This window comes from Nostoc sp. (assembly GCF_036917275.1).
In the GTDB taxonomy this organism is placed as follows: domain Bacteria; phylum Cyanobacteriota; class Cyanobacteriia; order Cyanobacteriales; family Nostocaceae; genus Nostoc.
In genome coordinates this window covers 41,098-66,957 of the sequence record NZ_JBALDF010000032.1, presented here as the reverse complement: position 1 = coordinate 66,957, position 25,860 = coordinate 41,098, and the positions used below count along the sequence as shown (strand labels likewise).

The following is a 25,860-nucleotide window of genomic DNA, read 5'->3' as shown; positions in this document are numbered from 1 at the left end:
TTTGCGCGTATCCCGCCTGAACTCCAATGACAGACTTGTAAAGCCAAAACACAGTAGAGTTGATTGATGTGTGAGCAGAGGCGGAGCCTTTAGGATGGCATTCCCAGTCGGAGACTGGGAACGAGGAGATTCAGTCATTGACTAAATACCAATGCTGTAGCGCCAGCCGTTGAATTTCACGCCAGGGAATATTATGTTTTCGAGCTAAGTCTGCACAATCTTCATATTCTGGCTGCACATTAACAATAACTTTTTCTGGTAATTCTCCCTTCCATGCTATTTTGACACGCACTTTGCCATATTCAATTTCCACTTGTTGAATTTCCCGTTGTAAAATGGCGCGTTGCTGAGTTGTTCGCCGAATGCCCAAAGTAGTGGTTTCGCGGAATATAACCGCTTCACAACTGAGTAAATTTTCTGGATGACAAATTACAGTCAGCAAAATCCCTGGACGGGACTTTTTCATGCCGATCGCTTGGGTAAAAACATCCACCGCACCAGCCGCAAACAACGCCTCAAACACATAGCTGATCGCTTGCGGATTTAAATCATCAATTTGGGTTTCTAGTACTGATATCGTTTCTAAATTTGAGCTAGTATCTTCAGAATCGCTGAAATTTTCTAAATTTGAGCTAGTATCTTCAGAATCACTAAAATTAGACTGTAAACTTACGCTTTCACCCAGCCAGAGGCGTAAAATATTGGGAATGGGTAGATTTATGGTTCCTGCTCCCAGTCCTATCTGCTTGATAGCGATCGCAGGTGGTGAACCAAAATCTCTTGCCAAAGTAGTAGCGATCGCGGCCCCTGTAGGTGTCACCAGTTCTCTGTCAATGCCATTGCTATAAACTGGACAACTCCGCATTTCCCACAGCTTTAATACCGCTGGTACTGGTACTGCCATCTGACCATGTGCAGCCCGAACAGTACCGCCACCAGTTGGGAACGCCGAGCAGTAAAGTAGGGGCCATCCTTCCTTATTGCTCTCAATCCCCAACCAATCCAACCCCAGGCAAGTACCTACAATATCGACGATCGCATCTACAGCACCCACCTCATGGAAATGAACTTTTTCAGGCGAAATGCCATGCACCGCGCCTTCAGCTACTGCTAGCTGTTGGAATACCGCCAAACTCCAAGCTTCTGCCCGTGGTGGCAACCCCGCTTTGATAATCATCTCCTCTATTTCTGGCAAGTGGCGTGTGTGATCGTGACTGTGTTCGTAGTCGTGGTGATGATCGTCTACTAAATCCACATAAACTTTAGTTGCCTGCTGACCATTCCGTTGGACAAATTCCGCTCTTAACTGATATTCCTGTTCAATACCCAACCCATTGAGTTTTTCAATTAAATACTCCACAGGAACACCCAAACTTACCAAAGCACCCAGGCACATATCACCAGAAATCCCTGTCGGACATTGAAGATAAGCAATTTTATTCATAATAAATTAGTCATTAGTCATTAGTTATTCTCCCCTATCCCCAATCCCCAATCCCTCTATGGCAAAAATTTTCCCAGTTCATCCGGATAATCCTCAAATTCGCCGAATAGAGGAAATAAAGTCGGCGCTTTCTAGTGGCGCAGTCATGCTTTACCCTACTGATACAGTCTATGCGATCGGTTGTGATTTGAATGCCAAGTCGGCGGTAGAACGAGTGCGGCAAATTAAACAGCTAGCAAATGATAAACCACTGACATTTTTATCTCCCTCGCTTTCAAATGTGGCAACTTATGCCTTCGTAAGTGACACAGCCTATCGGATTATGAAACGCCTGATTCCAGGGCCATACACGTTTTTGCTCCCAGCAACTAAATTAGTACCGCGATTGGTGCAAAGCCCCAAGCGAAAAAGTACTGGAATTAGAGTACCAAACCATACTGTGTGTTTGGAGTTGCTGGCAGCGTTGGGCAATCCGATTATTTCAACTTCAGCACATCTGCCAGCAGATGAAGCAGATAATGGGATGATTCGGATAGATCCAGAAACTGTTCAGTCGCGGGTAGAGCTATTTGACCGTTTAGACAAGTTGGTAGACATAATTGTAGACACTGGCGAAGAACCTACTTATGAAGTATCTACCATCTTGGATATGACCGGAGACGAAGCAGCAATTATACGGAGGGGTTTAGGTTGGGAAGCAGCGGCAGCATGGGTATAAGAATAAAACTTCACAGGTACACCTCTCCGTTTCGGAAATTGTGATAAAAGCGACTCCAGTTTTGAAATTGTCATATTTAAAGGCGATGTCTCCAATGGGCACAAATGCAATAACAGGATGGTGGTAACAGTCGGTACAGCAAGGGATTTGACAACTTTGATAAAATAACGGGTACTCATGTCCCCGCGTGAATGTGGCGGCTTGTGAAAAAACCGACACATTGCCATAACTGTAACTCTCTCGTATTTCCTATAGTTTTATATATGAGCTTTAGATGTAAGCATTACATGCGGCAAGTCTTAATGGATGAATGCCCAAAGATTCACAAGCCAAGGCTGGCCTTGATTGCTGTGTCTGCGTTGTAATTACGGTGCAATACTACTCCCTGGAAAAGTCATGAAAGCTAACGTCGTTAATCTACCAAACTCTACACCTATTTTTGATAATCACCTTTCGACCGAAGAATTTTCAGACAGCAGCAGTGGTAACTTGATTGAATTGCTGTGTCAGGAAATGCAAGCACAAGTGAAAGCAGCACCCAGATGCGTAGAAGCTTTAGCAAACCGCATAGCTATAGAAGTAGAACGCATTTGTGATAAAAGCTCCCGTATCCAAACATCTGGGCAAATCAAATCCTGGCAGATTACGTTGGGAAGGCATCGGATGCAAAAGTGCTTACGTTACTACCAACTAGGTTCCAAACAAGGGCGGGTGGAATTACATAGCAATTTGGGTGCTATGGTTTACCGCCATGTAACTATATCCGGCTCTGAGTTAGGCTTTGAGGCTCGTTACAGCATAATTGAAGATTTTTTACAAGCATTTTATATCGAAGCTATCAAAGCTTTCCGCAGAGAAAACGAACTACCTAATGATCATACGCCGCGTACTCAGCTGCAATTAGCTGAATATATGGCGTTTACAGAACAGTATGCCAAACGCCGGATCAATTTACCTGGTGGTGCAAATCAGCAATTGATTATCTTGCGGGCCCAAGGTTTTGCTCGTCGTCAGCCGCAAGAAACTACTGTGGATATTGAAATGGCGGTAGAGTCTGCTAAGGGTGAAGAAGCAGAATCTTACCAGCGTAACTCGGCGGTGCAACAGTTGCGATCGCAGATGATTGCCCAAACTAATTTTGATCCATCAGAAGAGTCAGAACGCGATCGCGTCATCACTGAATTGATGAAATACTTGGATTCTCAAGGACAATCTGACTGTATGAACTACCTCAGCTTAAAACTTCAAGACCTCTCAGCCCCAGAAATTGACCAAATTCTCGGTTTAACTAGCCGTCAGCGCGATTATCTCCAACAACGGTTTAAATACCATGTGGAAAAGTTTGCCAAGCAACATCATTGGCAATTGGTACATCAATGGTTAGGTGCAGGTTTAGAGCAAAAGTTGGGTTTATCTTCCCAGCAGTGGGAAATTTTTGTGAATCAACTCACTCAACAGCAACAGCAAATATTAGAGTTAAAAACTGCACGACATAACGACCAAGCGATCGCCAAAGCCATCAAATGCACCCCCAAACAGCTACAAAAGCGCTGGACTCAACTCTTAGAACTAGCATGGACTATCCGCAACGGTCATACTGAAGCCCAGACAGGCTAAAGCTAAGGTGAAATAACTAAAAGACATTATCAAACCTTATCACTGGCACGAGGAGCGCGAATTAGTTTACACACCAAGTACAACATTTCATTAATTCGTAGCGAATTCTCTGCGTACCTCTGCGCTTCCCTCCGCGCCCCTTTGCGTTTAAATTTCCCCCCTCAATTCCCCACGCTCCTACGCAAATAACTATTATCTAAATTACTAACTCGTTCCTGATCCAAATTATTAATACATTTGTATTTACTTAGTACAAAAATACCAATTTCTTCGGATTTTTTGCCTATTAATCCAACCTTGTTTAGTCAAAATCAAAAATTCATATTAAGCAACTGACCCTTTTTTACTACTTCTGTGAAATCCTATAATAAGCAGGACTTTTGGCAGAGGGATTGATGATGGCTCTGACTCAAGGCGGACGGGCAAATAAGTCTGGGAATATTTTAGAAGGAAATGTAGAAGCAATCTTAAATGGGCATAATTATTTTCAAGTAGGGAACTATGTCCCAAAAGAATTTATATTGAATGCTGCTTTATTACCAAAACGTTATGGAAAAGAAGTTTATATTGGAACTGGAATTTATCATACCGTTCTGAAGGTTGATTTTTATGTTGTTGGCTCACCTGCAATGCCGTCTGGTTTAATCTTCGAGTGCAAATGGCAAGAAAGCCCCGGTTCTGTTGATGAAAAATTTCCTTACTTGAACATGAATATCCAGAATTATTACCCTGCACCAACTATCGTGATTTTAGGCGGTGAAGGTATGCGAGAAGGCGCAAGCAAATGGCTAAAAGCACGAGTTAATGATAATCATAATTTATTAGCAGTTTATAGCTTAGACAGATTCATTGCTTGGGCAAATAAAAATCTTTAAAAGATGTAATTAATAGTTCAAAAATCATGCCTCTATTTTTTATGTTTGAGTTAATTGATCGGGCTGCTTTGATTCTGTAGGTTTCAAAATTGATATCAGTATAAATTTTACTAATAAATTCGCTATCAGAATTACATACCATAACTTTGACACCACGACTTGCTAACTCTGCACAAGTATCTCTTAAAAGTTCTTGGTCTTTTTTACTAAAACAATTTTGATTATAAGCAGTAAAATAGCTAGTCTCACTGATAGGATGATAAGGCGGGTCAAAAAATACAAAGTCATCACTGCTAGTCGCATGATTTAGGACTTCTGTAAAATCTGCTTGTTGAATTTTTGCATGAGAAAGTGCTATAGAAGCTACTCGCAGTAAATCTTCATGGCAAATATTCGGATTTTCATATCTGCCTAAAGGCACATTAAATTTGCCTTGTGAGTTGACTCGATAAAGACCATTAAAACAAGTCTTATTAAGATAAATTATTCGAGCAGCTTTCTCTATATCAGTACCACCAGAGTTTTTTCTGACATTATAGTAATAATCTTTATCATGTCTGATTTTATGCTCTTTCAATATAGAAATTAACTCATCAACATTATCTCTAACACAACAATAAGTGTTAATTAATTCGTCGTTGATATCAGTTAAAATCGCTGTACTTGGTCGAAGATAGAAAAAAACAGCACCACCACCTAAGAATGGCTCATAGTAATTTTTATAACTTTTAGGAAAATAATGAATATATTGCTGTATCAACCTACTTTTACCCCCTGCCCACTTCAAAAATGGACGTGGGCTAGTTTCTTTGGGGGCTTGAATTACCATTTACTTACGATTTAACTGAAAATAATCGTGACTAAATAAAGCCAATATAACCGACGAGCCAGATTTTAGATTAACTGGCTAATTTTTCAGCCGCATAGTTTACAATTGAGTAGATAAAGCATATCAAAACAAACGTAAGTATATAACAAGGCAGTTTAGATTCAGATGTTTGACGGATTTTGGGATAACGTCTTTCGCTACCCCCGGTACTTAATTACTATCGTTTTAGGACTGTTTTTGAACACCTTTGCGCCATTAGTGCCACTGTTGAAGCGCCCAGTCACCTTAATCGCTATCTTGGGTTTATTTGTGGGCAGCCTAGTCTTCCTTACTTTCACCCTACGGGCAATGCTGGGCTTGAGTACAATCTAGACTAGCGCTATATCGGGGTTGTGCCCCACAGACGGTTGCTCTTGGCGTTGCTCACGCTAAGTACTGTCTACCCAACTTACATCTATTTTTGTTGTACAACCTCTGTCAGGAGGCGAAATTTTTATGGCTACAAATCGCCGGGTTTCCCGCGTTTCTGAACTGATCAAACGGGAAGTTAGCCAAATGCTGCTCAATGGCATTAAGGATGACCGTGTGGGTACAGGAATGGTAAGTGTTACTGATGTTGATGTTTCCGGCGATCTCCAACACGCCAAAATCTACGTCAGTATCTATGGTACAGATGAAGCTAAGGTAGAAACAATGGCAGGCTTAAAGTCGGCCACGGGTTACGTCCGTAGCGAACTTGGGGCGCGGGTACGGCTACGTCGGACACCAGAGGTCATCTTTCTCGAAGATCGCTCCATAGAACGCGGTAATAAAGTACTGGCACTACTAAACCAACTTAACCATGAGCGTCCGCCAGAAAATCTCGTATCAGTAGAAGACAGCACAGATCAAGATGATGAATCATCTAGTGAATAAGTAACTTAAATAACAATGTAACTTCAGAACAATTAATCTCAGCAAATCCGCCAAACAGTTTACAGACGTGACTAGGTCGCGTCTGTTTTAATCTAACCATAATCTACTTCAACGAGCAGTGGTTGCATGTATATGCTTTCTGTTTATGGTAAATCAAAGGGTTTAAAACCCCTTCTCCTTTTGAGAGAGGCTAACGCCAACGTCTACACGTAGCTCGTCCTCAACGGTTACGCTCTGACTGCGTTCAGTTTCAGTCAGGGTTTAAATAAGAATCTGAAACTCTCTTCTTTACCAGAGGTTGGACGAACAATTTTGAATTTTGAATTATTAAGTGTGTCCTAATTACGAATTAGTATTACTCCATTCTTTTAGAGACGTTTATCAAAAGAAAACTGTGTGATATTAGTGCTGAAAATAACCAAGACATTACGGTTTTACTTAATAAATTGTTAACAAATGCTAGGATAAAAGCCTTCGTAGTGTACTTTAAGCGTTATGTTTTGCAACAGTTTATACCCTAGTATCTGACAAATATTCTTGTGTTGTTTACCCTTAGATAAATATCAGCAGTTCTAAATCCGGCTCTAAGGTGATTATTTGATATGTAAGCGATGCCTGCGGCGGGCTATGACGCTCGTTCGCCCTTGGCGTCTCCCCTTGGGAGAAGACTCGCTAACGCTTCGCTATCGGCGTCGCGATATGAATTTTTCCCACCCGCCAAATCTTGCATAAATACAGTGATGGCAAGACTTTTAAACTTGTTGAATAAAAATCATCCAGCCAACATAGCAGGTTAAGTTAACTACAAGGAATTTTTTTTGTAAAGCTGATTTTCGATAAATGTCAGGATTTGTTGACTTTCTTAACATTTCTTGAAATATTTTCCGCATATGTAGCGTCAAAATAAAAATAGTTCCGTATAGCAAACTACAAAATCCTAGCCACAAGTCTAATTTCTGTAATGTTTGTTCCTAATTATTAACGGGAACACTATCGTAAGTGTTAATTTGTGAGTAAAAACCATGAGTGTGAATACGGTGCCTTTTATCAATTACTACTCTCTAGATGTGATTCAAGACGAAGCACGCCGACTGGTGCAAAAGGGAATGGTTAGCAGACAACAGCCAATATATACCCTCTGCCAATACATTCCAGCGAGAGAGTGGGTTTGTGTTGAATGTGAATTAGAGAAATGTGACTTTTTGTTACGCGATCGCATTGGCGACCTAATTGGTCGTGAACAGTGGGACAACGACTAATCAATGTTTGTATTTCGGATTTGGGATTGGGACTTGATTTTTGATGTGTAGATGTCACCATCAACGATTCGACGCCCAATCTGGGGAATAATCTCTGGTTTTTAATGAGCATTGCCCCATACAGAATCTTGCGTTTTTCATTAATACAGAAGCATTTGAGTCTGAATTTATACGATTTTTAAGTTGAAGTAGGTATCAGAACCATTTTTTCTGTATATCTGGTGCTACAGCTTCAATCTAGTGTGTAAATTCTGTGAAGTTCCTACATTGATCTGATAAAAGTGGAGGAACTTCACTTTTGACTCGCAATTTCTTACATCGCTTCCCTCAAGTGAGCGATAGTTTGCTTGCTGTTCAAAGCTAAAATCGTGCTGAAAAGTTTGTTAAGTTGGGCTAACTGACACCAGTTGATACAACAGATGGCGCAGCGTAAAACCTTTGGCATAGCAACTGGCTCAACTCTCGCAAAATCCAAAGTTTGTATAATATTCTTTCTTAAAAAATCTTGAAAAGCATAAAAAAATCATGTGAACTATTATCCCACTTGCTCTAAATACTGATTAATATCTTCAATGATGCGAGTAAGTTCAGCTTCAGTAGTCAAGCGGATGTTGACGTTGCGGACAGTCAGCAAAACTTTGGCTGCGAAGGGCGTCGGCCAGATATTAGGATTACAGAAAATTTCTAAAAATACTTCACCCGTATAACGATATTCCAGGGGAGACTGGGGAGTGACTTTACCGCCGCCAGGAGTAGGTTTAGCGGCGACAGCTTTCAAGCGCTGCATCAGTTGATCCGTCGCTGTCTTTAATTCTTGTGCTGCTTGGGGTGAAAAACTGAATGAGACAGAACCTTCAATTAGGTTCAAGGTTAGAGGAGTTGAAGACATATGTTTTTTATTAAAACTTTTTGATAAGTAACACTGTGGTCAATATTATTGCACAAGCTGAAGCAAGTGTGAATGTCAAAACGCTCAATAACAATAGATTAAGTAAAGCGAATTCACGCCTTGATAGTAGCGCCTGAAATCGACTCTGCAAGAATTGCTATTTGCTAGGTAAATTGGGATATAGATGCGGAAAATTTTCTGTGTAAACTTGACCAGCAAATGGTAATGAAAAACTATTATCAAGATTTTTTAATTCGTAATTGGGTGGAAAGCGATCGCAATAGAGCCGCCGAAGTCATCAGTTATGTATTATCAGAATACGGTCTGGGTTGGGAACCAAACGGTGCTGACCGAGATGTGCTGCGAGTAGAGGAATATTATTTAGCCACTGGGGGAGAGTTTTGGGTAATTGAACACCAAAGCCAGTTAGTGGGTACTGGAGCATACTACCCTATACATCGTGGCGAAAAAGCTGTAGAAATCCGCAAAATGTATCTTTTGCCCAGCATCAGGGGTTTGGGATTGGGGAAATATTTGTTACAACAGCTAGAAGCAGCGATCGCAGATCGCGGTTTTGGGCAAATTTGGATTGAAACCGCCAGCGTTTTGGTAGAAGCAGTCAAGCTGTATGAAAGCAACGGCTACACTCCAGCAACAGGTGTGGAAACAACACGCTGCGATCGCGTATATGTTAAGTTACTGCACAACAGTTAAAGGAGTTAACTCTTAACTCCTAATTCCTAATTCTTAAAATGCACACTTGGACTAAGAATCTCACAGGCTTACTCAATCTTTTTCTCCAATCCCATTGCCCTCTGTGCCAACGTGCAACCTCGGAAGAATTCTGTCAGAACTGCACCAGACAACTGCAAAAATGTCAACTAAAAGACCCGATTTCTCTGTGGCAAGAACCAATACCAGTATTTGCCTGGGGGGAATATGGTGGGCCGCTGAAACGAGCGATCGCGGCGATGAAATACGAAAATCAACCCCAAATAGCTCGTCCCTTTGGTCAATGGTTAGGAGAAGCATGGTTGTTAAATTCACCGAGGCGAGATAGCCAACCTGTGGTAGTTCCCATTCCACTGCACCCTAGCAAGCAAAAGCAGCGTAAATACAATCAAGCCGCACTGATCGCACAAAGCTTCTGCGAAATAACTGGATTAAAATTGAAACTAAACGGTTTAGCAAGAGTGCGAGAAACTGAAGCGCAATTTGGGTTATCAGTATCTAAACGAGAAAAAAACTTGGCTGAAGCTTTTGCTGTTGGCCAAGTTTTTCGCCACCGTCCCCCAAATGTCCCAGTGCTGTTAGTGGATGACATTTATACTACTGGTGCTACTGCCAGGTCTGCTGTGCAAACACTTCGTCAGTATGGAATTGTGGTCTTAGGATTAGTAGCAGTAGCCACTACCGTTAAAGACGGATAAATCCAGAATTAATGGGCAAGCTTTGACATATAAATGTATAAATTGACCGAATTACCCTATTATTGTGGAAAAAATTGCTTGAAATGTATGAATAAAGTTTTTGCGGCAGGTTTAAAACAACTCATCATCATTCCTGCCACATTGCTGGCAATAGACATAAGTACAAGTGCAGCTTTTGCTCAAAATAAGTTGTATAGTCCAATTCCTTTATCTAACAGTACTGAAATTACTGATAGCCTCTCAGATAAAGACATTCCCACAGGTCAAGGTGGGTTTGCTCGTGATTACACAGTCAAGTTACAGAAGGGCGATAATTTAGCAGTTGACCTGTCATCTGAAAACTTTGACAGCATCATCACACTGCTGGCACCTGATGGATCGACTCTGGCAGAAAATGATGATGGCCCTGATGGTAGTAGCAATTCCCTACTATTTACCCGCATCGTAGAGACAGGGAATTATGTTATTCGTGTCCGGTCTTTTGGGGAAACTGGGGTTGGGGTTTTTAAACTCAAGGTGACAAAGCTGCAACCGATTAAATAAAGTTTGGAGTTTGGAGTTTGAATTTTTATAGCAACAGCCAAGGTGGTTAGGATATTAACAGATGATAAAACTTAGACACAAAAAGGCTTTTCACCCAGTCCCCAGTCCCTTGCTATAACTCCTAACTTCCTACAGTGGTCAGTACGCAAAGAAATAAGGCTTCAGTCCACTCGACGACTGCGCCGTAGGTATCTCCAGTGTGTCCGCCTAATTTGTGGTTGAACCACGCACCAGTTAAAATGGCGATCGCACTTCCAGCAATTATCATTGTCAGTGCGAGAAATAGCTGCTGTTTATCTATCAGCACAAGTAAACCACTTAAACAAAACAATAAAAACAATCCCGGTAACAAATCTTTGTAAGAACGAATAGCTTGTTTGTGAAAGGCACCTTTGCCAGTTGGTTTCAGGTAAGGATATCGTGCGATCGCCACCTGTTGTCCCCAACGTCCCCACCCACAAGCAGCCATCAACAATAACCAACGGTTTTCTGGCATATCTGTTAAGGCTGTTATTTTCAGGATCACCAAGGCGATCGCTGCCATTGCTCCAAAGGCACCTGTGGCACTATCTGCCATTACCTCCAGTCGCCGATCTGGGTCGCCCACTGCCAAACCATCAGCAGTATCCATTGCCCCATCTAAGTGTAGTCCTCCAGTAATGGCAATCCAAACACTTACTACTAAAGTACTACGAGTTAGCACGGGCATACCAATATAATCCATCCCCGTATCTAGTAACCCTAAAATTCCCCCAATTATCAACCCTACAAGCGAAGCAAGCCGTGCCACTCCCCGAAAGTCTAATCCGTTCAAATCCGGTAGGGGAATACTAGTGTAGAAGATTATACTAGCTGCCAGCTTTAACAGCAGCTTTTTCCACCACTGTTGCTGTTTCGTCATCTTAGTTACATTAATATTTAGTTAATTGCTGGATAAGAGTGATAATTTTAGTCCAATTCAACATCAGTAGACTTTAAAGCTTTAAATAAGATTTACTTCTATTAGAGATTATTACTGAAAATTTTGTTATGCTGGTCTAAGTAGTAATTAAATAATATCGAGTATTTTTTATACAAAAAACAAAAGATTCTGGAAATTAAAATTCCATCAGCAATCAAAATTTGTATTTTGTATTCGTTAATTAAAAACTTACTCCAAATTATTTAGACGATTGCCCCACAAAATTGATATTTTTTTAAATGTAGGGAGTAAACAAGCTATTCAATTATGACAGTTTAGCTATGTTGTCGCTCTCCTTAGCTCAATCGCTATTTTCCTATGAGTCACCATCTACCCGACACCAGGATACCAGCTCCGTGCATTATTAACACGGGCATCATTGTAAATAAACTCGACATCCGGCGATTGCTGGCAGATTTAGGTCGAGTCCACTACATCTACACCCAAGAAGATAAGGTACTGAGCGAGGGTGAAGGGGATGTGATGGAAGTTTTTGCTAATCCACAAAGGTCTACCTTAGTGGCTAACCATGCCCTATATTTAAATGTTTGTAGTTTTGATTACTTGGAACTAAAACAGTCACCCCAACAAGAAACCCACTTCGATTTGATCCAAGAAGGAGTGTGTCTGCGGTTGACTCCCCGCTCAACCCCTTTACAAGAGCGACGAGAGCGAAACTTCAATGTCAGCGCCATAGAAGCGATGATGGAGCAAGTCCTCTCAGCCAGATGGGATGCAGAAATTGACGATGACTCTTCTGATTCTTTCTAAAATAGCGACTACTATACCAATTTTATCTGGGGCTGCGCTTTATTTATGTAGGGGCAATTTATGAATTGCCCCTACATTCGGATGTTTTGCCTAAGTCCTATAGGCGCATTTTCAAAAATCTAAAATGGTATGAGTGCGAATTTTTCCTTTGAATGTCTTGCTTGCTGTAGTCAGACAAAAGCTAGAGCAGGAGTGTTTTTCACTCCTCACGGTGTTGTAGAAACCCCCAGATTTATGCCAGTGGGAACGCTGGCGAATGTCAAAACTCTCACCCCATCTCAGCTACGAGATACTGGGGCGCAAATGATTTTATCCAATACTTATCATCTTCACCTCCAACCAGGGGAAGCGATCGTGGCTGGAGGTGGTGGGTTGCACAAATTTATGGGTTGGAACGGTCCAATGCTCACAGATTCGGGTGGGTTTCAGGTGTTCAGCTTAAGCGAGATGCGAAAAATTACTGAAGAAGGCGTCACTTTTCGCTCGCCCCATGATGGACAAATTATTAACTTAACACCAGAGCGCTCCATTGAAATTCAAAATACATTGGGGGCAGATGTGATTATGGCCTTTGATGAGTGTCCACCCTACCCAGCTACTCGCCAAGAGGTAGAAACTGCAACTGAGCGCACTTACCGCTGGTTAGAACGCTGCATAACGGCTCATCAAAACAGTGAGCAGGCTTTATTTGGGATTGTGCAAGGCGGCGTATATTTGGATTTGCGTTGCCGTGCGGCTGAAGCTTTGGCTAAGTTGGATTTGCCCGGATATGCCATTGGTGGCGTCAGTGTGGGAGAACCGCCAGAATTGATGGCTGAGATTGTAAAAGTCACAGCACCGCTTCTACCCCCGGAAAAGCCGCGTTACTTGATGGGTGTGGGTACTTATCGGGAAATGGCGATCGCGATCGCATCTGGTGTAGATTTATTTGATTGCGTAATTCCCACCCGTTGGGCCAGACATGGTACAGCAATAGTCCAGGGCGGACGCTGGAATTTAAAAAATGCTAAGTTTCGTGAAGATTTTACGCCATTGGATGAAACTTGCCCCTGCTACACTTGTCAAAATTTTAGCCGTGCTTACGTATCTCATTTAGTGCGATCGCAGGAGATTTTAGCTTACACCTTGTTGAGCATTCACAACATTACTGAACTAATTCGCTTTACACAGCATATTAGAGAAGCAATATTGAGCGATCGCTTCACCACAGAATTTGGTCACTGGCTCAACTCATCTGAATCAGTACCAGATGAGGAAGAAATGACAAATAACTATTGACCAATGACCAAGACCCAAACTATGTTAAGATACTTCTCAATTATGAAAGCTGTGTTGGATAGGTGGATTTAAACAAACATGGAAGCAGCACTTTTATTAGCAAAACTGCCTGAAGCTTACCAAATCTTCGATCCCTTGGTAGACGTTCTCCCAGTTATTCCCGTATTCTTTTTGTTGCTTGCTTTCGTTTGGCAAGCAGCCGTCGGATTTAGGTAAGTTAATCTATTTTCAATTTATAGGACAGATGTTATGCCTGTCCTATTTTTTTGTAGCATCATGTTTTCTAAAGTTAATATTTATTAATATTTTGTAATGAATTAATATAAGAAATAAGATTTGAATCAAGCCATGTCAATATGAAGCCTTGAAAGCCAAGCTTAGAGTCAAGGAGAAATTCAGTTATGGGTAATATCAAATTCGTTAAAGAAAATAAAGAAGTAGTGGTGGCGGATGGTGCTAATCTCCGGCTGAAAGCGATGCAAAATGGCATTGATATATATAAATTGATTGGCAAGATGACGAATTGCGGTGGTAATGGCCAGTGTGGCACTTGCGTTGTCGAGATAGTCGAGGGACTAGAAAATCTTTCCCCCCGCACAGATGTAGAGAACCGAAAATTCAAAAAAAAGCCAGAAAATTACCGTCTTGCCTGTCAAACTTTAGTGAATGGCTCAGTTAGTGTGGTTACTAAGCCTTAAGTTCTCAAATCTGCCATTTTCAATTTTTATCCAGTCAGTAGTCAAAATACTTACCAAAATTGAGTTTCCTGATTTTGAATTTTGAATTGGTATAACTCTGTCATCTATGATGCTATCCTAATCTTGTTGACTGGAAAATTAAGAGAGGCTTTCTTGCCATGCAAGTTAATGACCTGGGGTTCATAGCGAGCATTTTGTTCGTACTCGTTCCCGCTGTGTTTTTATTAATTCTGTACATCCAAACTGCTAGCCGACAAGGTGGAAAAGATAGTTAAGAGTTTGTGTATAAAATAAATAACCCCTACATTACTGGTGTAGGGGTTTTTATTTATCATGCTAACTGAGTGCTGAATCAAATAAAAAGTACTGAGAACCCTTGAGCTTAAGCAATTGTTCGCGCCAACAATACTGGACAAGTGGCATTAACTCGAACATAGTCAGACAACGAAGAACCGATGAGTCTATCTATATCAACAAAACTTTTAGCGATCGATGGACGACGATCTGGGGAACCGAGTAATAATAAGTCTATATTCAACTCCTCTGCCAACCGACAAATTTCTTCACCAGGTTTGCCACTGCTATTATAAGAACGAGATTGAATGCCCTGTTTTTGAGCTTCTGCAACTGCGGCTGCTAAAAGTGGATTTTTATCTGGGTTTACCTCGGTTATTTCCGATTTTTTACCGCCTAAATCTGTAGCAACATTTGCCAAGATTAACTGGCCGCCCTGAATATCTCGCAGTAAAAACAGTGCTAATTTTAAGCAGTTTTTTGCGGAATCAGAGTTATCTATTGCCACCATAATCCGCTTAATTCTTTTGACATAAATGTCATCTTTTACCAGCAACATGGGGCGAGAAGATAGTTGGAAAACATATTGACTGACTGAGTTCGATAAAATCGATTGCAGGCGTTTAAGTCCGCGTGAACCCATAATAATCAAGTCAGCGTCGATTTCATCAGCTACTTGGCAAACTACATCTTTGGGTTCGCCTTCACGCAAAATTGAAGAAACCTGACTAGGATCTAAGTTCAAAGTTTGAATTGCATTCGCCAGAATTTTACCACCATTTTCCCATTTAGCTGTCATGGTAGTAGCAGTACTTTGTGCAGGAACAACATGCAAAATTGTAACTTTTGCAGATTGAATTGAAGGGATTTCTTTCAGGGTTTTGAGCATTTCTTCTGCGTGTCCCAATCCCGATACAGCCAGCAAAATTCTTCTGATCATCTTACATATTTTTTGTGAAGTTTACTTTTATTTTCGCTGTTAGTACTTGGCTATGGTCAGATTTTTCCCACCTTGCTCGACAACCTAGTTAGTAAGTTGGCACAAACAAACTTTGTTTTTTAGTATTTAACATTCAAATAAATGACAAAGGAGAAAAAACTCAACAAATGTTTAAGTTTCTTTGCACCTAGTTACTTAAAATTCTCAACTAGACTTCAATCATTAAGCATACTCTCAACTTAGCCTGAAGAACTTAATAAATTATGATGTTAGTTATCATTTTTAATCTATGTTCACTTTTTTTAATTAGAAGTTAGTTAAGTATTGCAAAGAAATGCGAAAATAACTCTTCAGGAAAATTGATTCAGTGTAACCTTTAACAGGCGATGTCTACGACGGGCTATGCCTACGCTTCCGCCTTGAATAGGCTATACTACCTCTGAATTTTCCCTATTCTCCGCCTTTTTTTAACTTTATTGCAGTTTTGGTAACTCAGATAGGATTGCTATATCCGAACACCAGAAGAATGTGAGATAATAGTGTCCAAATTCGGATGTTTTAATAGTTGAAGTCATATTTCATCCTATATTGAAACCCCCCAGATTATATTTGGGGGGTTTGGTTAATTACTTGTGAGATTTGTTTAACTTAGATGTGCTCCTGGTTGTCCATTTTGGACTACAAAGGAAGCTAGGGTTTTGACAGAGGCATTCAAGTCAACAATGCTTGATACAACGCGGTAGTCACTTTGCCAGCGTTCTGGGGTAAGTTTGCAGCGGACGTATCCCCGGTAAGCACCGTCAAAAAACTTAGTATGAGGATTATTACGTAGAGCAGCTTGAGATGGAGCGATGAATTGGGTAGGAAAGTCAGAGGTAATTGAAGTTCCTACAAACTCAGTGCCTACCGTCGGTGAGTTTGGGTTATTAAAGTCAAGCTTTAGGTCGTGTACCCAACTAGAATGGATGTCTCCGCTAATCACCACTGGATTAGAAGGTTGACGCTGGTTTAGAAAACTCAAGAGCCGATTACGTGCAGCTACGTAACCGTCCCACTGATCCATATTGAAGACACCTGGACCTGGACTACTATTGAAATTGTACTCGGCAAACATCACCTGTTGAGCAATCACATTCCAGCGCGATCGCGACTGCTCTAACCCTTTTCGTAGCCACTGCTCTTGTTCTGAGCCAGTCATGGTAGCATTGGGATCAAAAGCTTGGGGGCAGCGAGGCTTGAGTCCATCATCACAAGGTTGGTTAGTGCGGTACTGCCTCGTGTCTAGGACATTGAACTCAGCTAAATTACCGAAAGTCAACCGCCGATAAAGCAGTGCGTCTGGCCCATTGGGCAGCGAAGACCGACGTAGAGGCATATGTTCATAGTAAGCCTGGTAAGCATTAGCTCGCCGTTTCCTAAAAGCCTCTTGGGTTTGGTTATCTTCGGGGATTAAGTTGGCGTAGTTATTGTCAACTTCATGATCATCCCAAGTGACAATCCAGGGAAAAGCAGCATGAGCAGCTTGGAGACTCTGATCTGTTCTGTACAGGGCGTAGCGATCGCGGTAGTCGGCAAGAGTAATGATTTCTGGACTATTATGCTGACGAGGCCCACCGGATTGTGGCCCATATTCATAGATGTAGTCACCCAGATGAACCATAAGGTCGAGGTTTTCATCAGCCAAATGCCGATAAGCCGTATAGTAGCCATTTTGCCAGTCTTGACAGGAGACAAAAGCAAAATTCAGTTTTTGGGTATAGCTATAAAATGCTGGTGCTGTGCGAGTCCGTCCAACGGGGCTAACTTCCCTACCCGCTTCAAATTGATACCAGTACCAACGCTCAGGGTCTAGTCCACGGACATCAACGTGAACTGAGTGTGCTAACTCTGGTGTTGCCAGCACTGTTCCTCGCCGCACCACCTGTCTCATGTTTTTATCAAGGGCGACTTGCCAGCGCACTGGGACATTTACGAATGGCATTCTACCTCCAGAGAGTGGATTTGGAGCCAGTCGTGTCCAGATAACAACACCATCCGGCAAAGGATCACCAGAGGCAACACCAAGACTGAACGGATAGCCAGAAAACCTTGAATTAGCCAATACCGGATGCCATTGGCTAGCGATTGTTAACCCAGTTAAGAATCCTGTACCCAACAAAAAACTCCGCCGTCTGCACCGATTTGCTAGCAGGCGCGTGCCATCCATAAGTTCCATATTCATCTCTACCCAGATGTAAATACAGTTGGCATTCAGGAGGGTCAGTTGTGAAAAGCACAAATAATGACTTGATTTGACTGTCCCAATTGCTGCTCAACCAAACACAAGGAACCTAGCAACCCAGGATCAAGCACAAATTAAGATTTTGTTAAGTTTAAAATTGAATTGGGGCATGGGGGAGCCACTGCGGTCTTCTTCCATTCGTGAAGAGGCTAAGGGCGATGGGGTCTCCCCAAGTAGAGCAAGTGGCGTCATTGGGAGAATTTTGTGGGGATTAAGACCTCAACTAAAATAGGACTTACGCACGGGCTACGATTTTACGTCATTACGAGCCAAGCGAAGTAATCGCAAAGGCTTGGTTTTTCTTCACGCTTGCATAAGTCCTATAAAATAAAACTGCCGCTACAGGCACTCTTGTAAAACTCTTTTCTAATTTACGAATCACGAATTATAGCGGATTTCAAGTTAGTGAAGTACACTACCTAAGCCTCAAAGCCAGCCATCAAGCCTGTTTTACTTCTGAATTCGGAATTATACTTAGTGTATAAATTACGAATTATTTAAAACCTGCCATTTCCCTGAACAATATGCTTGACAGTAGTCAAGGTTTCCAGGCTGATAAATCCCCGACGATGACCTTTTTGGTTAGACATGCCGAGAAATACTGAATCTCCTCGCGAGGGGTTGCGGGAAAAACGTGGCGAAGTGTTGATGTAGGTAGAGGCACTGTTAACTCCTAAAGCAAACTGCCGACTTTCCTGGTAGGATTCAGTAACGATAGAGTCGGCATGACCACTGCTGTATTCGTTAATCCAGGCGATCGCAGGCTCTAAGCTATCCACCAGTTTAAAAGCTACTGTCCTAGTTAAATAAGGGTTTCCCCATTCGCTTTCTTTGGCCAACTGCAATTGGGGAAAGGCTTCTACTAATTCTGCATCTCCTTTAATTTCAAAACCTTTTTCTTTCAAACTGTTCCACAGAACGGCTATTGAAGACCGCAAAGCTTGGCGATGAATTAGTACCTTTTCAATGGCATTAACTTGGTCTGGTTCGCTCTGATGGCTATCAAGAATCATCCAGCGCACCATTTCTAAGTTGCTATTGAGTGACCAGTAAAGGTAACAATTACCCATCGCTGATTTTAAGACTGGGCAAGTTGACTGTCTTACTACCTGCTGTATCAAGCCGGAACGTCCGTAGGGAATCGCTAAATTCAGGTACTGATCTTGGGTAACTAAATCCCGAATTGAAGCACCATGTTCTGCTGTGATCAGTTCTAGACACCCTGGAGGTAGACCAACTTGGGCGATCGCATTTTGCAGTACCTCAGCGATCACCGCGTTAGAATGGCTAGCTTCAGTACTGCCTTTGAGAATTAGACAATTGCCAGTTTTGATACAAAAACCCGCTGCGATCGCCCCTAAGTCCGGGAACGCCTCATAAATAAATCCAATCACTCCCAAGGGCATTAACTGGGTGTAACTCTGGGAATCTTCCAGTTGATAATCAGCCGTTCTGACGCGTCGCAGCGGATCTGATAATTCCCCCAACCGTTGTAAAATGTCTACTGTCATCTCTAGCCTTGTGGGAGTCAGCTTCAGCCAGTCCAATATCAACTCTGACACTGCCATTTCCCGACTGGCTTCTAAATCCAAGGTGTTGGCTTCTAGAATGTCATCAAATGAGCGCTCAAGGGCTTGTGCCATCGCCAGTACTGCACGACTCCGGTCTGCTCCCTTTGTGATCCCCAACTTTAGGGAGGCTTGATAGGCTCGTTGGGCACTAGTAATCGGTTCGGGGTGATCATCCAAAACTTCAACAGTCATTGAGTTAACGTCTGTAGGTAAGCCAGACCATTAATGCTGGCAGAATAGCTAATAGCACCGCCACCATTGCCCAAGCAATAATGCTGGAACCATTTGCCAATCGCAGTGCTAATGGCAGCCATATAATCACTAGCACGAAAATAATGCCAAGTGCTATAGGCAGATAGCTTTCTCCCAAGCGGGGATGAACAACATGCCAACTATTTCCCATCCAACGCCAAGCCCGCTTGTAGGGATAGGTGGTAGAAAGCTGTTCTAGCACATGACCATTATCTTCTACTACAAAGATTTGCTGACAGCGATCGCAACCAAATGCTTCTGTCAGCGTAATCGGAATTAACTGACCCCGGCGACGACAGGGACAGGGGTATTCGGTATTGAAGTCTATTTTTTCGGGTTTTTTAGATTGCACAAGCGTTCTAATAACTTGAGCGTGTTTTATACAAACTGCGAGAATATGATCCCTTAATAAATGCCTTAGAGGCTTCTCTCTTTATGAAGATAGACAGGCGATGCAAACAGTAGATGCAGCAGACTCTAAATATTCTAATTGCCATATGAATACGGGGTTTTCTGTTTGTAGTCTTTTCCCGAACTGGCAATCTTATTTAAAAATTTCCTTCTCTTCATTTATCGCTTTCAAGGTAATATGGTTGCGTTTTTGGATTGATTGTGCTTACACACCTGGTACAATTTTAAGCCTACGTGGTGAGCACTCCTAAAAGAAATCGTTTGGGAAGGCTACGTTCATAAACAAAAGACACTAATAAACCCTAGATTTTCCTTTGGGTCACTATATATTACTATCCAGTTATCAAGATTACATCGGGATTAGTTCACAAGCATTTCAAGAGCGGGAATTGCCAAAACATCCAGAGCGTATCACTCTTTGCCCAAATACATTGTGGCTAATTTCACTGCTAAAAGACCCTTTGCACTTGACAACACTATTATTCAACCAGCCACCTTTAGTCCAGTGTAATACACCCTAAGTAAGTCGGCGTAAGTAATCAAAGATTTGCAGTCAGGGCTAAAGCCCTCAAAGTAGGGCTTTAGCCCTGACTACAAACTAATTTAACTATTTTTTACAGTAGTTAATATAGTTTGAGTTATTCTCACTGACTTACTTACAGAAACTGAATTGATTACACCTATAAAGATTGTATCCAAGCTAATCCATATGTAAATTAGTCTAAAGCTGGGTTTTATATTTCTTAGGAATGATTTTAGTGGACGATATTCAAATTCGGACAGTAGACGATTTCTTTGTTCAATCTGTCCACATTCGGGTCATTTCATACAGATGCAGCGCGAATTGACGAACACTTCAACGCACCCTAAAAATACGAAACCTCTTGAAATTTTCAACTCCAAGAGGTTTTACTTGGAAGCGGGTAACGCGATTCGAACGCGCGACATTCACCTTGGCAAGGTGACGCTCTACCACTGAGCTATACCCGCAATTTATAACCAAATATTAGTCTCTCAGATTTATCCCTAATTGTCAACCCCTTAATTTAGTTTTGAGCGCCGAGTTTTTTAACTCATAACTCAGCACTCATCCGATTGGGCAGTAATTGAGAAACTCACTTTTAGTGCTGAGAGGCAAACGACTCGTGCGAACGTCACCTGCTCTTCTAGTCGCAGTTAGCTTAAGAATAATTATCTACGTTTGGAAGCATCCTAGTTCGGAGAAATCTCGGCTACTTAGTAAGCACATTGAGGCATAACACAAAAAAAGCAAGTATATTACATATTTCTCGTCCTAATAGTTGTTTTAAGCGTCTAGAGGGATATTTGACTATCCCTTTCCTGCTTGGCTTGGAAAACCGAGCCTGTCCTTATACGTGAAAGTGTCAATTAGCCCAGTTCTTCTGACTCCACAGTTAAATTGCCGACACTGGCACTTTGGAAAGAGGCCGGCAAAGACTGGCTATTACGAGAATATGGCTCTGCCAGATTAGAACGCAATTGCCGCATCAGGCTTGCCATTTCTAAGGCATTCAGGGCATAATCCCAGCCATGATTACCTTTTATCCCTGCCCGTTCTAAGGCTTGCTGCATAGTGTCTACTGTCAAAATGCCAAAAATTACTGGCACCCCAGTTTGAAAGCTAGCGGCAGCAATACCTTTAGAAACTTCTGAGGATACGTAATCAAAATGGGGTGTTTGCCCACGGATGACTGCACCTAAACAAATTACAGCATCATAACGATGGGAAAGTGCTAGTTGGCGAGCTACTAAAGGTACTTCAAAACTTCCTGGTACCCAAACATAGTCCACCTGACTACCGTGGGGGTTAGGGTCTACACCGTGGCGTTTCAAGCAATCTTGACATCCCTCTAGCAGCTTTCCGGTAACAAGGTCATTGAATCGACCAATCACCACTGCAAACCGCAAAGGCTCCGTTTGAGTAAAAGTTCCCTCGAAAACTGCCATGACTGCCTCTTAATCAACTATACTTCTTCCGGTCAATATACATTTCTTATTTAAATGTAGAGGAGCAGGAAAGCATGGTCAAAAGAAAGAAAATAGGAAAAATCGAAAAATATCTCCTTTTTTCCTTTGATCTTTGACCTTGGCTTTTCTGCCCCTCTAGTTCTTATATTATGTGCCTGCGCCAGAGTGAAGCCGTCGCCTACACGACAAAAAAGTTTAACAAACCAACTAAAAATACCAAACCAATCCAGACGCCAGAACCAAGCCAGAGCAGTTTTTTAGATTCAACCCAATTTTGGGGAGTGGCGTAAGCAACGGGGACGCCCACAACCAGGACAAAAGACAACACGACTAGACCTATCAAGGCAAACTGGAATATTATGGTCATTTTTGCTTCTCCCAATACAGCGAAATAGTGATATGTCCTACACTAACAGTAAGCTGTACAGTGTAGGCAACGAGTATGACTCCTGCTATTGCATAGGACATTTCCAGAAGCTCTGGTTTTATGTCCTCCTGATGCCCCACGGCCAACACTTTGATTTTTTCTTCCTTTCGTAGCCCACAAATTTGACGACACAGGATGAATTGCTTATGACTTTTGCACTGATGTGTCAACCAATGGTAAATTTGCATTCTTTGAAAGGAAGTCTACTCGTTTCCCGTTGTCCAACCTTTGAAGTAGGTTTCCCAGAGGGCAGTAAGCGAGGTGTATCAACGACCGTGACGGCGAGTAACCAATTAAATCATACAACGCCCTGATCATCTATTTCAGAATATTTGACAATTAGGGTGCTGACTCTGAGCGGTAAAGGGTGAGGCTTCTGCTCATTTTAGCTAGAGGGCGACACTGACACTTTTTTCTTATTGTTAAGTTACCAAAAATTGCAACATTTTAGTCGTTTGTCCTTTGTCCAAAGTCCAATTGTCTAAGTACCGATGACCAATGACTAATGACTCTCAACTATGGATTTAATTCTTTGCCACACAACAGCAGATTTTGACGCACTAGGAGCAGCAGTAGGGTTAACGCGGCTAATACCGGGAAGTAAGATTGTCCTGAGTGGCGGTTCTCACCCTACTGTACGGGATTTTTTAGCATTGCATCGGGATGAATATCCGCTGATTGAACGCCGTTCGGTGAATCCAGAAAAAATTCGCTCTCTGATTGTGGTGGATACACAACAGCGCGATCGCTTGGGTAAAGCTGCTGAGTGGTTAGATTTACCGCATGTAACAGAGATTATAGTTTATGACCATCACTTAGGACAAGAATCAGATATTCCCGCCAGGCGATCGCATATTTCCTCAGTAGGAGCCACCACAACTTTAATTGTGGAGTTATTACAACAACAGCATATTTCTCTAACTCCTACCGAAGCAACTGTGATGGCTTTGGGTATCCATGTTGACACTGGCTCCTTGACCTTTGACCAATCCACACCACGGGATGCCTTGGCTTTGGCTTGGTTGATGCAACAAGATGCCAGTTTATCAGTAATTTCTACCTATCGTGACCCTGGCTTGTCTTTGCAATTGCAGCAGCTATTAACTGAATCGCTGGAAAATTTAGAATATCTCTGTCTACATGGATATACGGTTGCTTGGGTAACTCTGAAAACAGATGCTTTTGTGCCGGGGCTATCGAGTCTGGCTTCAGAACTCGTGGAATTAACCGAAATTGATGCCATACTATTAGCCAATGAATATCCTTTGAGTGAAAGTGATTCCCGCTTAACAGTAATTGGGCGATCGCAAATTCCCAAAACAAATCTTAACTTATTATTCCAACCTCTAGGTGGCGGCGGTCATTCACAAGCCGCATCGCTAAATTTAAGGGGGGTTGATTCGCAGGCAATATTAAAACAACTCCTGGACGGGGTAAAAGCGCAAATTCCCCATCCTCCCACCGCTAGGGATTTGATGTCCTCTCCTGTCCGCACTATTCTGCCTGAAACCACAATTGCCGAAGCACAACGTATTTTATTACGCTATGGACAGTCTGGTTTATCTGTAGTTGATGCTCAAGGGCAACTAGTAGGTATTATTTCGCGGCGGGATATCGATATTGCCTTGCATCACGGATTTAGTCATGCACCAGTCAAAGGTTACATGACTACGAATCTCAAAACGATTACACCAGATACGACATTGCCACGAATTGAGTCAGTGATGGTGACATACGATATCGGACGCTTACCAGTATTGGAAAATGGGCAGTTAGTTGGTATCGTCACTCGTACTGATGTTTTGCGGGAATTACATCAGCAAAGGGATGAAAACCGAGGAGGAGGAAAGGCAAAGAGGGGGAAAAGTAATATTAATCTCCCTCAATTGCAAAATAAACTTGCTCCTCAGTTATGGCAATTACTCACCACAGCATCGCAAGAAGCAGAAAAACGGGGTTGGCATCTTTATCTTGTCGGGGGTGCAGTGCGGGATTTGCTGTTAGCTGACGCAGCAGGCAGCTTGATGATTAAAGATATTGACCTCGTAGTTGATGGCTTTCACAAATCAGCAGATGTCGGTGCTGGTGTGGAACTAGCTTCATCACTCCAACAACTTTATCCTGCGGCTCGCTTAGAAATCCACGGGGCTTTTCAAACTGCTGCTTTGTTGTGGCACAAAGACCCAGAATTAGATTCTCTATGGGTAGATATTGCTACGGCTAGGACAGAATTTTATCCTTACCCAGCGGCGAATCCAGAAGTTGAGGCGAGTTCTATTCGTCAAGACTTGTATCGTCGAGATTTTACCATCAATGCGATCGCCTTGCGGCTTACTACCCCTCGTTCAGGTGAATTACTTGACTTCTTTGGCGGTTTACTGGATTTAGAAGCCAAGCAAATTCGGGTTTTACATGCCAACAGTTTTATCGAAGATCCCACCCGCATTTATCGTGGTGTGCGCTTTGCGTTGCGCTTTGGATTTCAGATAGAACCGCAAACTGAAGAGTTTATCCGCTATGCGATCAACAGTGGCGTTTACGATCGCACTGCTCAAGAGAATAGCAGAACTCCAGCCCTGCAAACTAGACTGAAAACAGAATTAAAATACATTCTCGAAGCCCCCTACTGGAAATCGGCTTTGCAGTTACTCGATAACTTAGGGGCATTGCAATGTATCCATCCTACTCTGAAGTTAGAGGCAGAACTTCTGCGACAATTACGCTTGCTAGAACGCTGCTTGCGGCGATTTGACCCGGAACCAACCCTTATCCATTGGGAAATGCGCTTAGAAACGTTAATTGCCCACCTCACATCACAATATCGGGCGAAAGTAGCAAAAAATCTACAATTACCAGAAGATAGCATTGCTAGGCTGAAGAACTTAGCTCAAGTTCAAACTGAGGTGATGACATTATTACCCAGTTTGCAACGCCCCAGTCAAGTAGTGCAGTTGCTGCGACAGTACGATTTACCAATGCTGATTTTAATCGCCGTGCAAAGTCCGCGAGATATTAGACATCAGATTTGGAAATATTTAACTGTTTGGGCGAATATGCAGCCACTGTTGAATGGCAATGATTTAAAGAAACTTGGTTACAAACCAGGGCCCCAGTATCGGCAAATATTAGATAATGTAGTTGCTGCTACTCTGGATGGTGTGATTAAAGATAAGACTGAGGCTGAAGAGTTTTTAGCCAAGCATTATCCTCAGTAATTTATATTTACCATATCTAGTTTTTATGCAAATACAAACACAAAAAAATACTCCACTCCAGAGGAATATTTACAAATAGAGGATGCGATTAACATTTTTATTGAAAGATAAATCGCACTACATTCATGCTTTGCAAAAATAAGCGAATGCCTATGATATATAGCAAGGGACTGGGGAATGGGTGAAAAGCCTTTTTGTGTCTAAGTTTTATCATTTGTTAATGTCCTAACCACTTGGCTGTTGCTATACTATA

The 25,860-nt window shown here is 42.1% G+C and carries 25 protein-coding genes and 1 tRNA gene; 15 read left to right on the top strand and 11 right to left on the bottom strand.

Annotated elements, in window-relative coordinates; all coding sequences use genetic code 11:
- Positions 1–130 precede the first annotated feature (130 nt).
- Positions 131–1,444, bottom strand: a complete 1,314-nt coding sequence (gene larC, locus V7K35_RS11540) for a nickel pincer cofactor biosynthesis protein LarC (protein WP_335079026.1) — start codon at positions 1,442–1,444, stop codon at positions 131–133.
- Positions 1,445–1,502: 58 nt separating this feature from the next.
- Here larC and V7K35_RS11535 point away from each other — a divergent pair, with 58 nt between their 5' ends.
- From V7K35_RS11535 to V7K35_RS11525, 3 genes are all read left to right on the top strand, one after another.
- Positions 1,503–2,162 carry an L-threonylcarbamoyladenylate synthase gene (locus V7K35_RS11535; RefSeq protein WP_335079024.1) on the top strand — a complete coding sequence of 220 codons (660 nt, stop codon included), beginning with the start codon at positions 1,503–1,505 and terminating at the stop codon, positions 2,160–2,162.
- A gap of 396 nt (positions 2,163–2,558) precedes the next feature.
- Complete coding sequence (locus V7K35_RS11530; RefSeq protein WP_335079022.1) at positions 2,559–3,779, top strand: HetZ-related protein; 1,221 nt, start codon at positions 2,559–2,561, stop codon at positions 3,777–3,779.
- A 398-nt stretch (positions 3,780–4,177) separates the two neighbouring features.
- Positions 4,178–4,654: a PD-(D/E)XK nuclease superfamily protein gene (locus V7K35_RS11525; protein ID WP_298918018.1), complete on the top strand. Its 477-nt coding sequence runs from the start codon at positions 4,178–4,180 to the stop codon at positions 4,652–4,654.
- Here V7K35_RS11525 and V7K35_RS11520 read toward each other — a convergent pair.
- Complete coding sequence (locus tag V7K35_RS11520) at positions 4,626–5,483, bottom strand: DNA adenine methylase (RefSeq protein ID WP_335079020.1); 858 nt, start codon at positions 5,481–5,483, stop codon at positions 4,626–4,628. The two genes, V7K35_RS11525 and V7K35_RS11520, sit on opposite strands and share 29 nt — an antisense overlap.
- 165 nt (positions 5,484–5,648) lie before the next feature.
- Here V7K35_RS11520 and V7K35_RS11515 point away from each other — a divergent pair, with 165 nt between their 5' ends.
- The 3 genes from V7K35_RS11515 (at position 5,649) to V7K35_RS11505 (ending at position 7,657) form a co-directional block, all read left to right on the top strand.
- Complete coding sequence (locus V7K35_RS11515) at positions 5,649–5,855, top strand: DUF751 family protein (RefSeq protein WP_273762674.1); 207 nt, start codon at positions 5,649–5,651, stop codon at positions 5,853–5,855.
- A gap of 123 nt (positions 5,856–5,978) precedes the next feature.
- Positions 5,979–6,398, top strand: coding sequence for a 30S ribosome-binding factor RbfA (gene rbfA / locus V7K35_RS11510; protein WP_335079018.1), 420 nt, complete (start codon positions 5,979–5,981; stop codon positions 6,396–6,398).
- Between the two features lie 1,022 nt (positions 6,399–7,420).
- Positions 7,421–7,657, top strand: a complete 237-nt coding sequence (locus V7K35_RS11505; RefSeq protein ID WP_273762671.1) for a DUF4327 family protein — start codon at positions 7,421–7,423, stop codon at positions 7,655–7,657.
- A gap of 535 nt (positions 7,658–8,192) precedes the next feature.
- Here V7K35_RS11505 and V7K35_RS11500 read toward each other — a convergent pair.
- Positions 8,193–8,546: a hypothetical protein gene (locus tag V7K35_RS11500; protein WP_334792800.1), complete on the bottom strand. Its 354-nt coding sequence runs from the start codon at positions 8,544–8,546 to the stop codon at positions 8,193–8,195.
- A gap of 225 nt (positions 8,547–8,771) precedes the next feature.
- Between V7K35_RS11500 and V7K35_RS11495 the strand changes: the two genes are divergently transcribed.
- The 3 genes from V7K35_RS11495 to V7K35_RS11485 all read left to right on the top strand — a co-directional run bounded on the left by V7K35_RS11495 (position 8,772) and on the right by V7K35_RS11485 (position 10,519).
- Positions 8,772–9,260, top strand: a complete 489-nt coding sequence (locus V7K35_RS11495) for a GNAT family N-acetyltransferase (protein WP_335079016.1) — start codon at positions 8,772–8,774, stop codon at positions 9,258–9,260.
- Positions 9,261–9,298: 38 nt separating this feature from the next.
- Positions 9,299–9,976, top strand: coding sequence for a ComF family protein (locus V7K35_RS11490; protein ID WP_335079014.1), 678 nt, complete (start codon positions 9,299–9,301; stop codon positions 9,974–9,976).
- Between the two features lie 87 nt (positions 9,977–10,063).
- The gene (locus V7K35_RS11485; RefSeq protein ID WP_335079012.1) at positions 10,064–10,519 is read left to right on the top strand and encodes a PPC domain-containing protein; all 456 of its coding nucleotides are present in this window, start codon (positions 10,064–10,066) and stop codon (positions 10,517–10,519) included.
- A 121-nt stretch (positions 10,520–10,640) separates the two neighbouring features.
- On the opposite strand, the gene cobS is transcribed toward V7K35_RS11485, so the two are convergent.
- Complete coding sequence (cobS, locus tag V7K35_RS11480) at positions 10,641–11,420, bottom strand: adenosylcobinamide-GDP ribazoletransferase (RefSeq protein WP_335079010.1); 780 nt, start codon at positions 11,418–11,420, stop codon at positions 10,641–10,643.
- A 378-nt stretch (positions 11,421–11,798) separates the two neighbouring features.
- Here cobS and V7K35_RS11475 point away from each other — a divergent pair, with 378 nt between their 5' ends.
- The 5 genes from V7K35_RS11475 to psbM all read left to right on the top strand — a co-directional run bounded on the left by V7K35_RS11475 (position 11,799) and on the right by psbM (position 14,502).
- Positions 11,799–12,251: a hypothetical protein gene (locus V7K35_RS11475; RefSeq protein WP_334792795.1), complete on the top strand. Its 453-nt coding sequence runs from the start codon at positions 11,799–11,801 to the stop codon at positions 12,249–12,251.
- Between the two features lie 129 nt (positions 12,252–12,380).
- Positions 12,381–13,529, top strand: a complete 1,149-nt coding sequence (gene tgt, locus V7K35_RS11470) for a tRNA guanosine(34) transglycosylase Tgt (protein WP_335079008.1) — start codon at positions 12,381–12,383, stop codon at positions 13,527–13,529.
- A gap of 78 nt (positions 13,530–13,607) precedes the next feature.
- The gene (locus V7K35_RS11465; RefSeq protein ID WP_006195022.1) at positions 13,608–13,745 is read left to right on the top strand and encodes a photosystem II reaction center protein K; all 138 of its coding nucleotides are present in this window, start codon (positions 13,608–13,610) and stop codon (positions 13,743–13,745) included.
- Positions 13,746–13,930: 185 nt separating this feature from the next.
- Positions 13,931–14,227, top strand: coding sequence for a 2Fe-2S iron-sulfur cluster-binding protein (locus tag V7K35_RS11460; RefSeq protein WP_334723811.1), 297 nt, complete (start codon positions 13,931–13,933; stop codon positions 14,225–14,227).
- Positions 14,228–14,385: 158 nt separating this feature from the next.
- Positions 14,386–14,502 (top strand): photosystem II reaction center protein PsbM, encoded by a 117-nt coding sequence (psbM, locus tag V7K35_RS11455; protein ID WP_273762658.1) that lies wholly within the window; start codon positions 14,386–14,388, stop codon positions 14,500–14,502.
- Positions 14,503–14,609: 107 nt separating this feature from the next.
- Here psbM and V7K35_RS11450 read toward each other — a convergent pair whose 3' ends face one another.
- The 7 genes from V7K35_RS11450 to psbZ all read right to left on the bottom strand — a co-directional run bounded on the left by V7K35_RS11450 (position 14,610) and on the right by psbZ (position 22,332).
- A complete protein-coding gene (locus tag V7K35_RS11450; protein WP_335079006.1) occupies positions 14,610–15,461 on the bottom strand; it encodes a universal stress protein in 852 nt (283 codons plus the stop codon).
- Between the two features lie 643 nt (positions 15,462–16,104).
- Entirely contained in the window at positions 16,105–17,676 is a 1,572-nt protein-coding gene (locus V7K35_RS11445) for an alkaline phosphatase D family protein (protein WP_335079624.1), read from the bottom strand.
- 563 nt (positions 17,677–18,239) lie between these two features.
- Positions 18,240–19,505, bottom strand: a complete 1,266-nt coding sequence (locus V7K35_RS11440) for a glutamate-5-semialdehyde dehydrogenase (protein ID WP_334792790.1) — start codon at positions 19,503–19,505, stop codon at positions 18,240–18,242.
- Positions 19,506–19,509: 4 nt separating this feature from the next.
- Positions 19,510–19,917 (bottom strand): hypothetical protein, encoded by a 408-nt coding sequence (locus V7K35_RS11435; protein WP_334792789.1) that lies wholly within the window; start codon positions 19,915–19,917, stop codon positions 19,510–19,512.
- A 977-nt stretch (positions 19,918–20,894) separates the two neighbouring features.
- Positions 20,895–20,966, bottom strand: a tRNA-Gly gene (locus tag V7K35_RS11430).
- A 399-nt stretch (positions 20,967–21,365) separates the two neighbouring features.
- Positions 21,366–21,944, bottom strand: coding sequence for a 6,7-dimethyl-8-ribityllumazine synthase (gene ribH, locus V7K35_RS11425; protein ID WP_273762652.1), 579 nt, complete (start codon positions 21,942–21,944; stop codon positions 21,366–21,368).
- A gap of 199 nt (positions 21,945–22,143) precedes the next feature.
- The gene (gene psbZ, locus V7K35_RS11420; protein ID WP_298905268.1) at positions 22,144–22,332 is read right to left on the bottom strand and encodes a photosystem II reaction center protein PsbZ; all 189 of its coding nucleotides are present in this window, start codon (positions 22,330–22,332) and stop codon (positions 22,144–22,146) included.
- Between the two features lie 578 nt (positions 22,333–22,910).
- On the opposite strand from psbZ, the gene V7K35_RS11415 reads away from it, so the two are divergent.
- Positions 22,911–25,607, top strand: coding sequence for a CBS domain-containing protein (locus V7K35_RS11415; protein WP_335079004.1), 2,697 nt, complete (start codon positions 22,911–22,913; stop codon positions 25,605–25,607).
- Positions 25,608–25,860 lie beyond the last annotated feature (253 nt).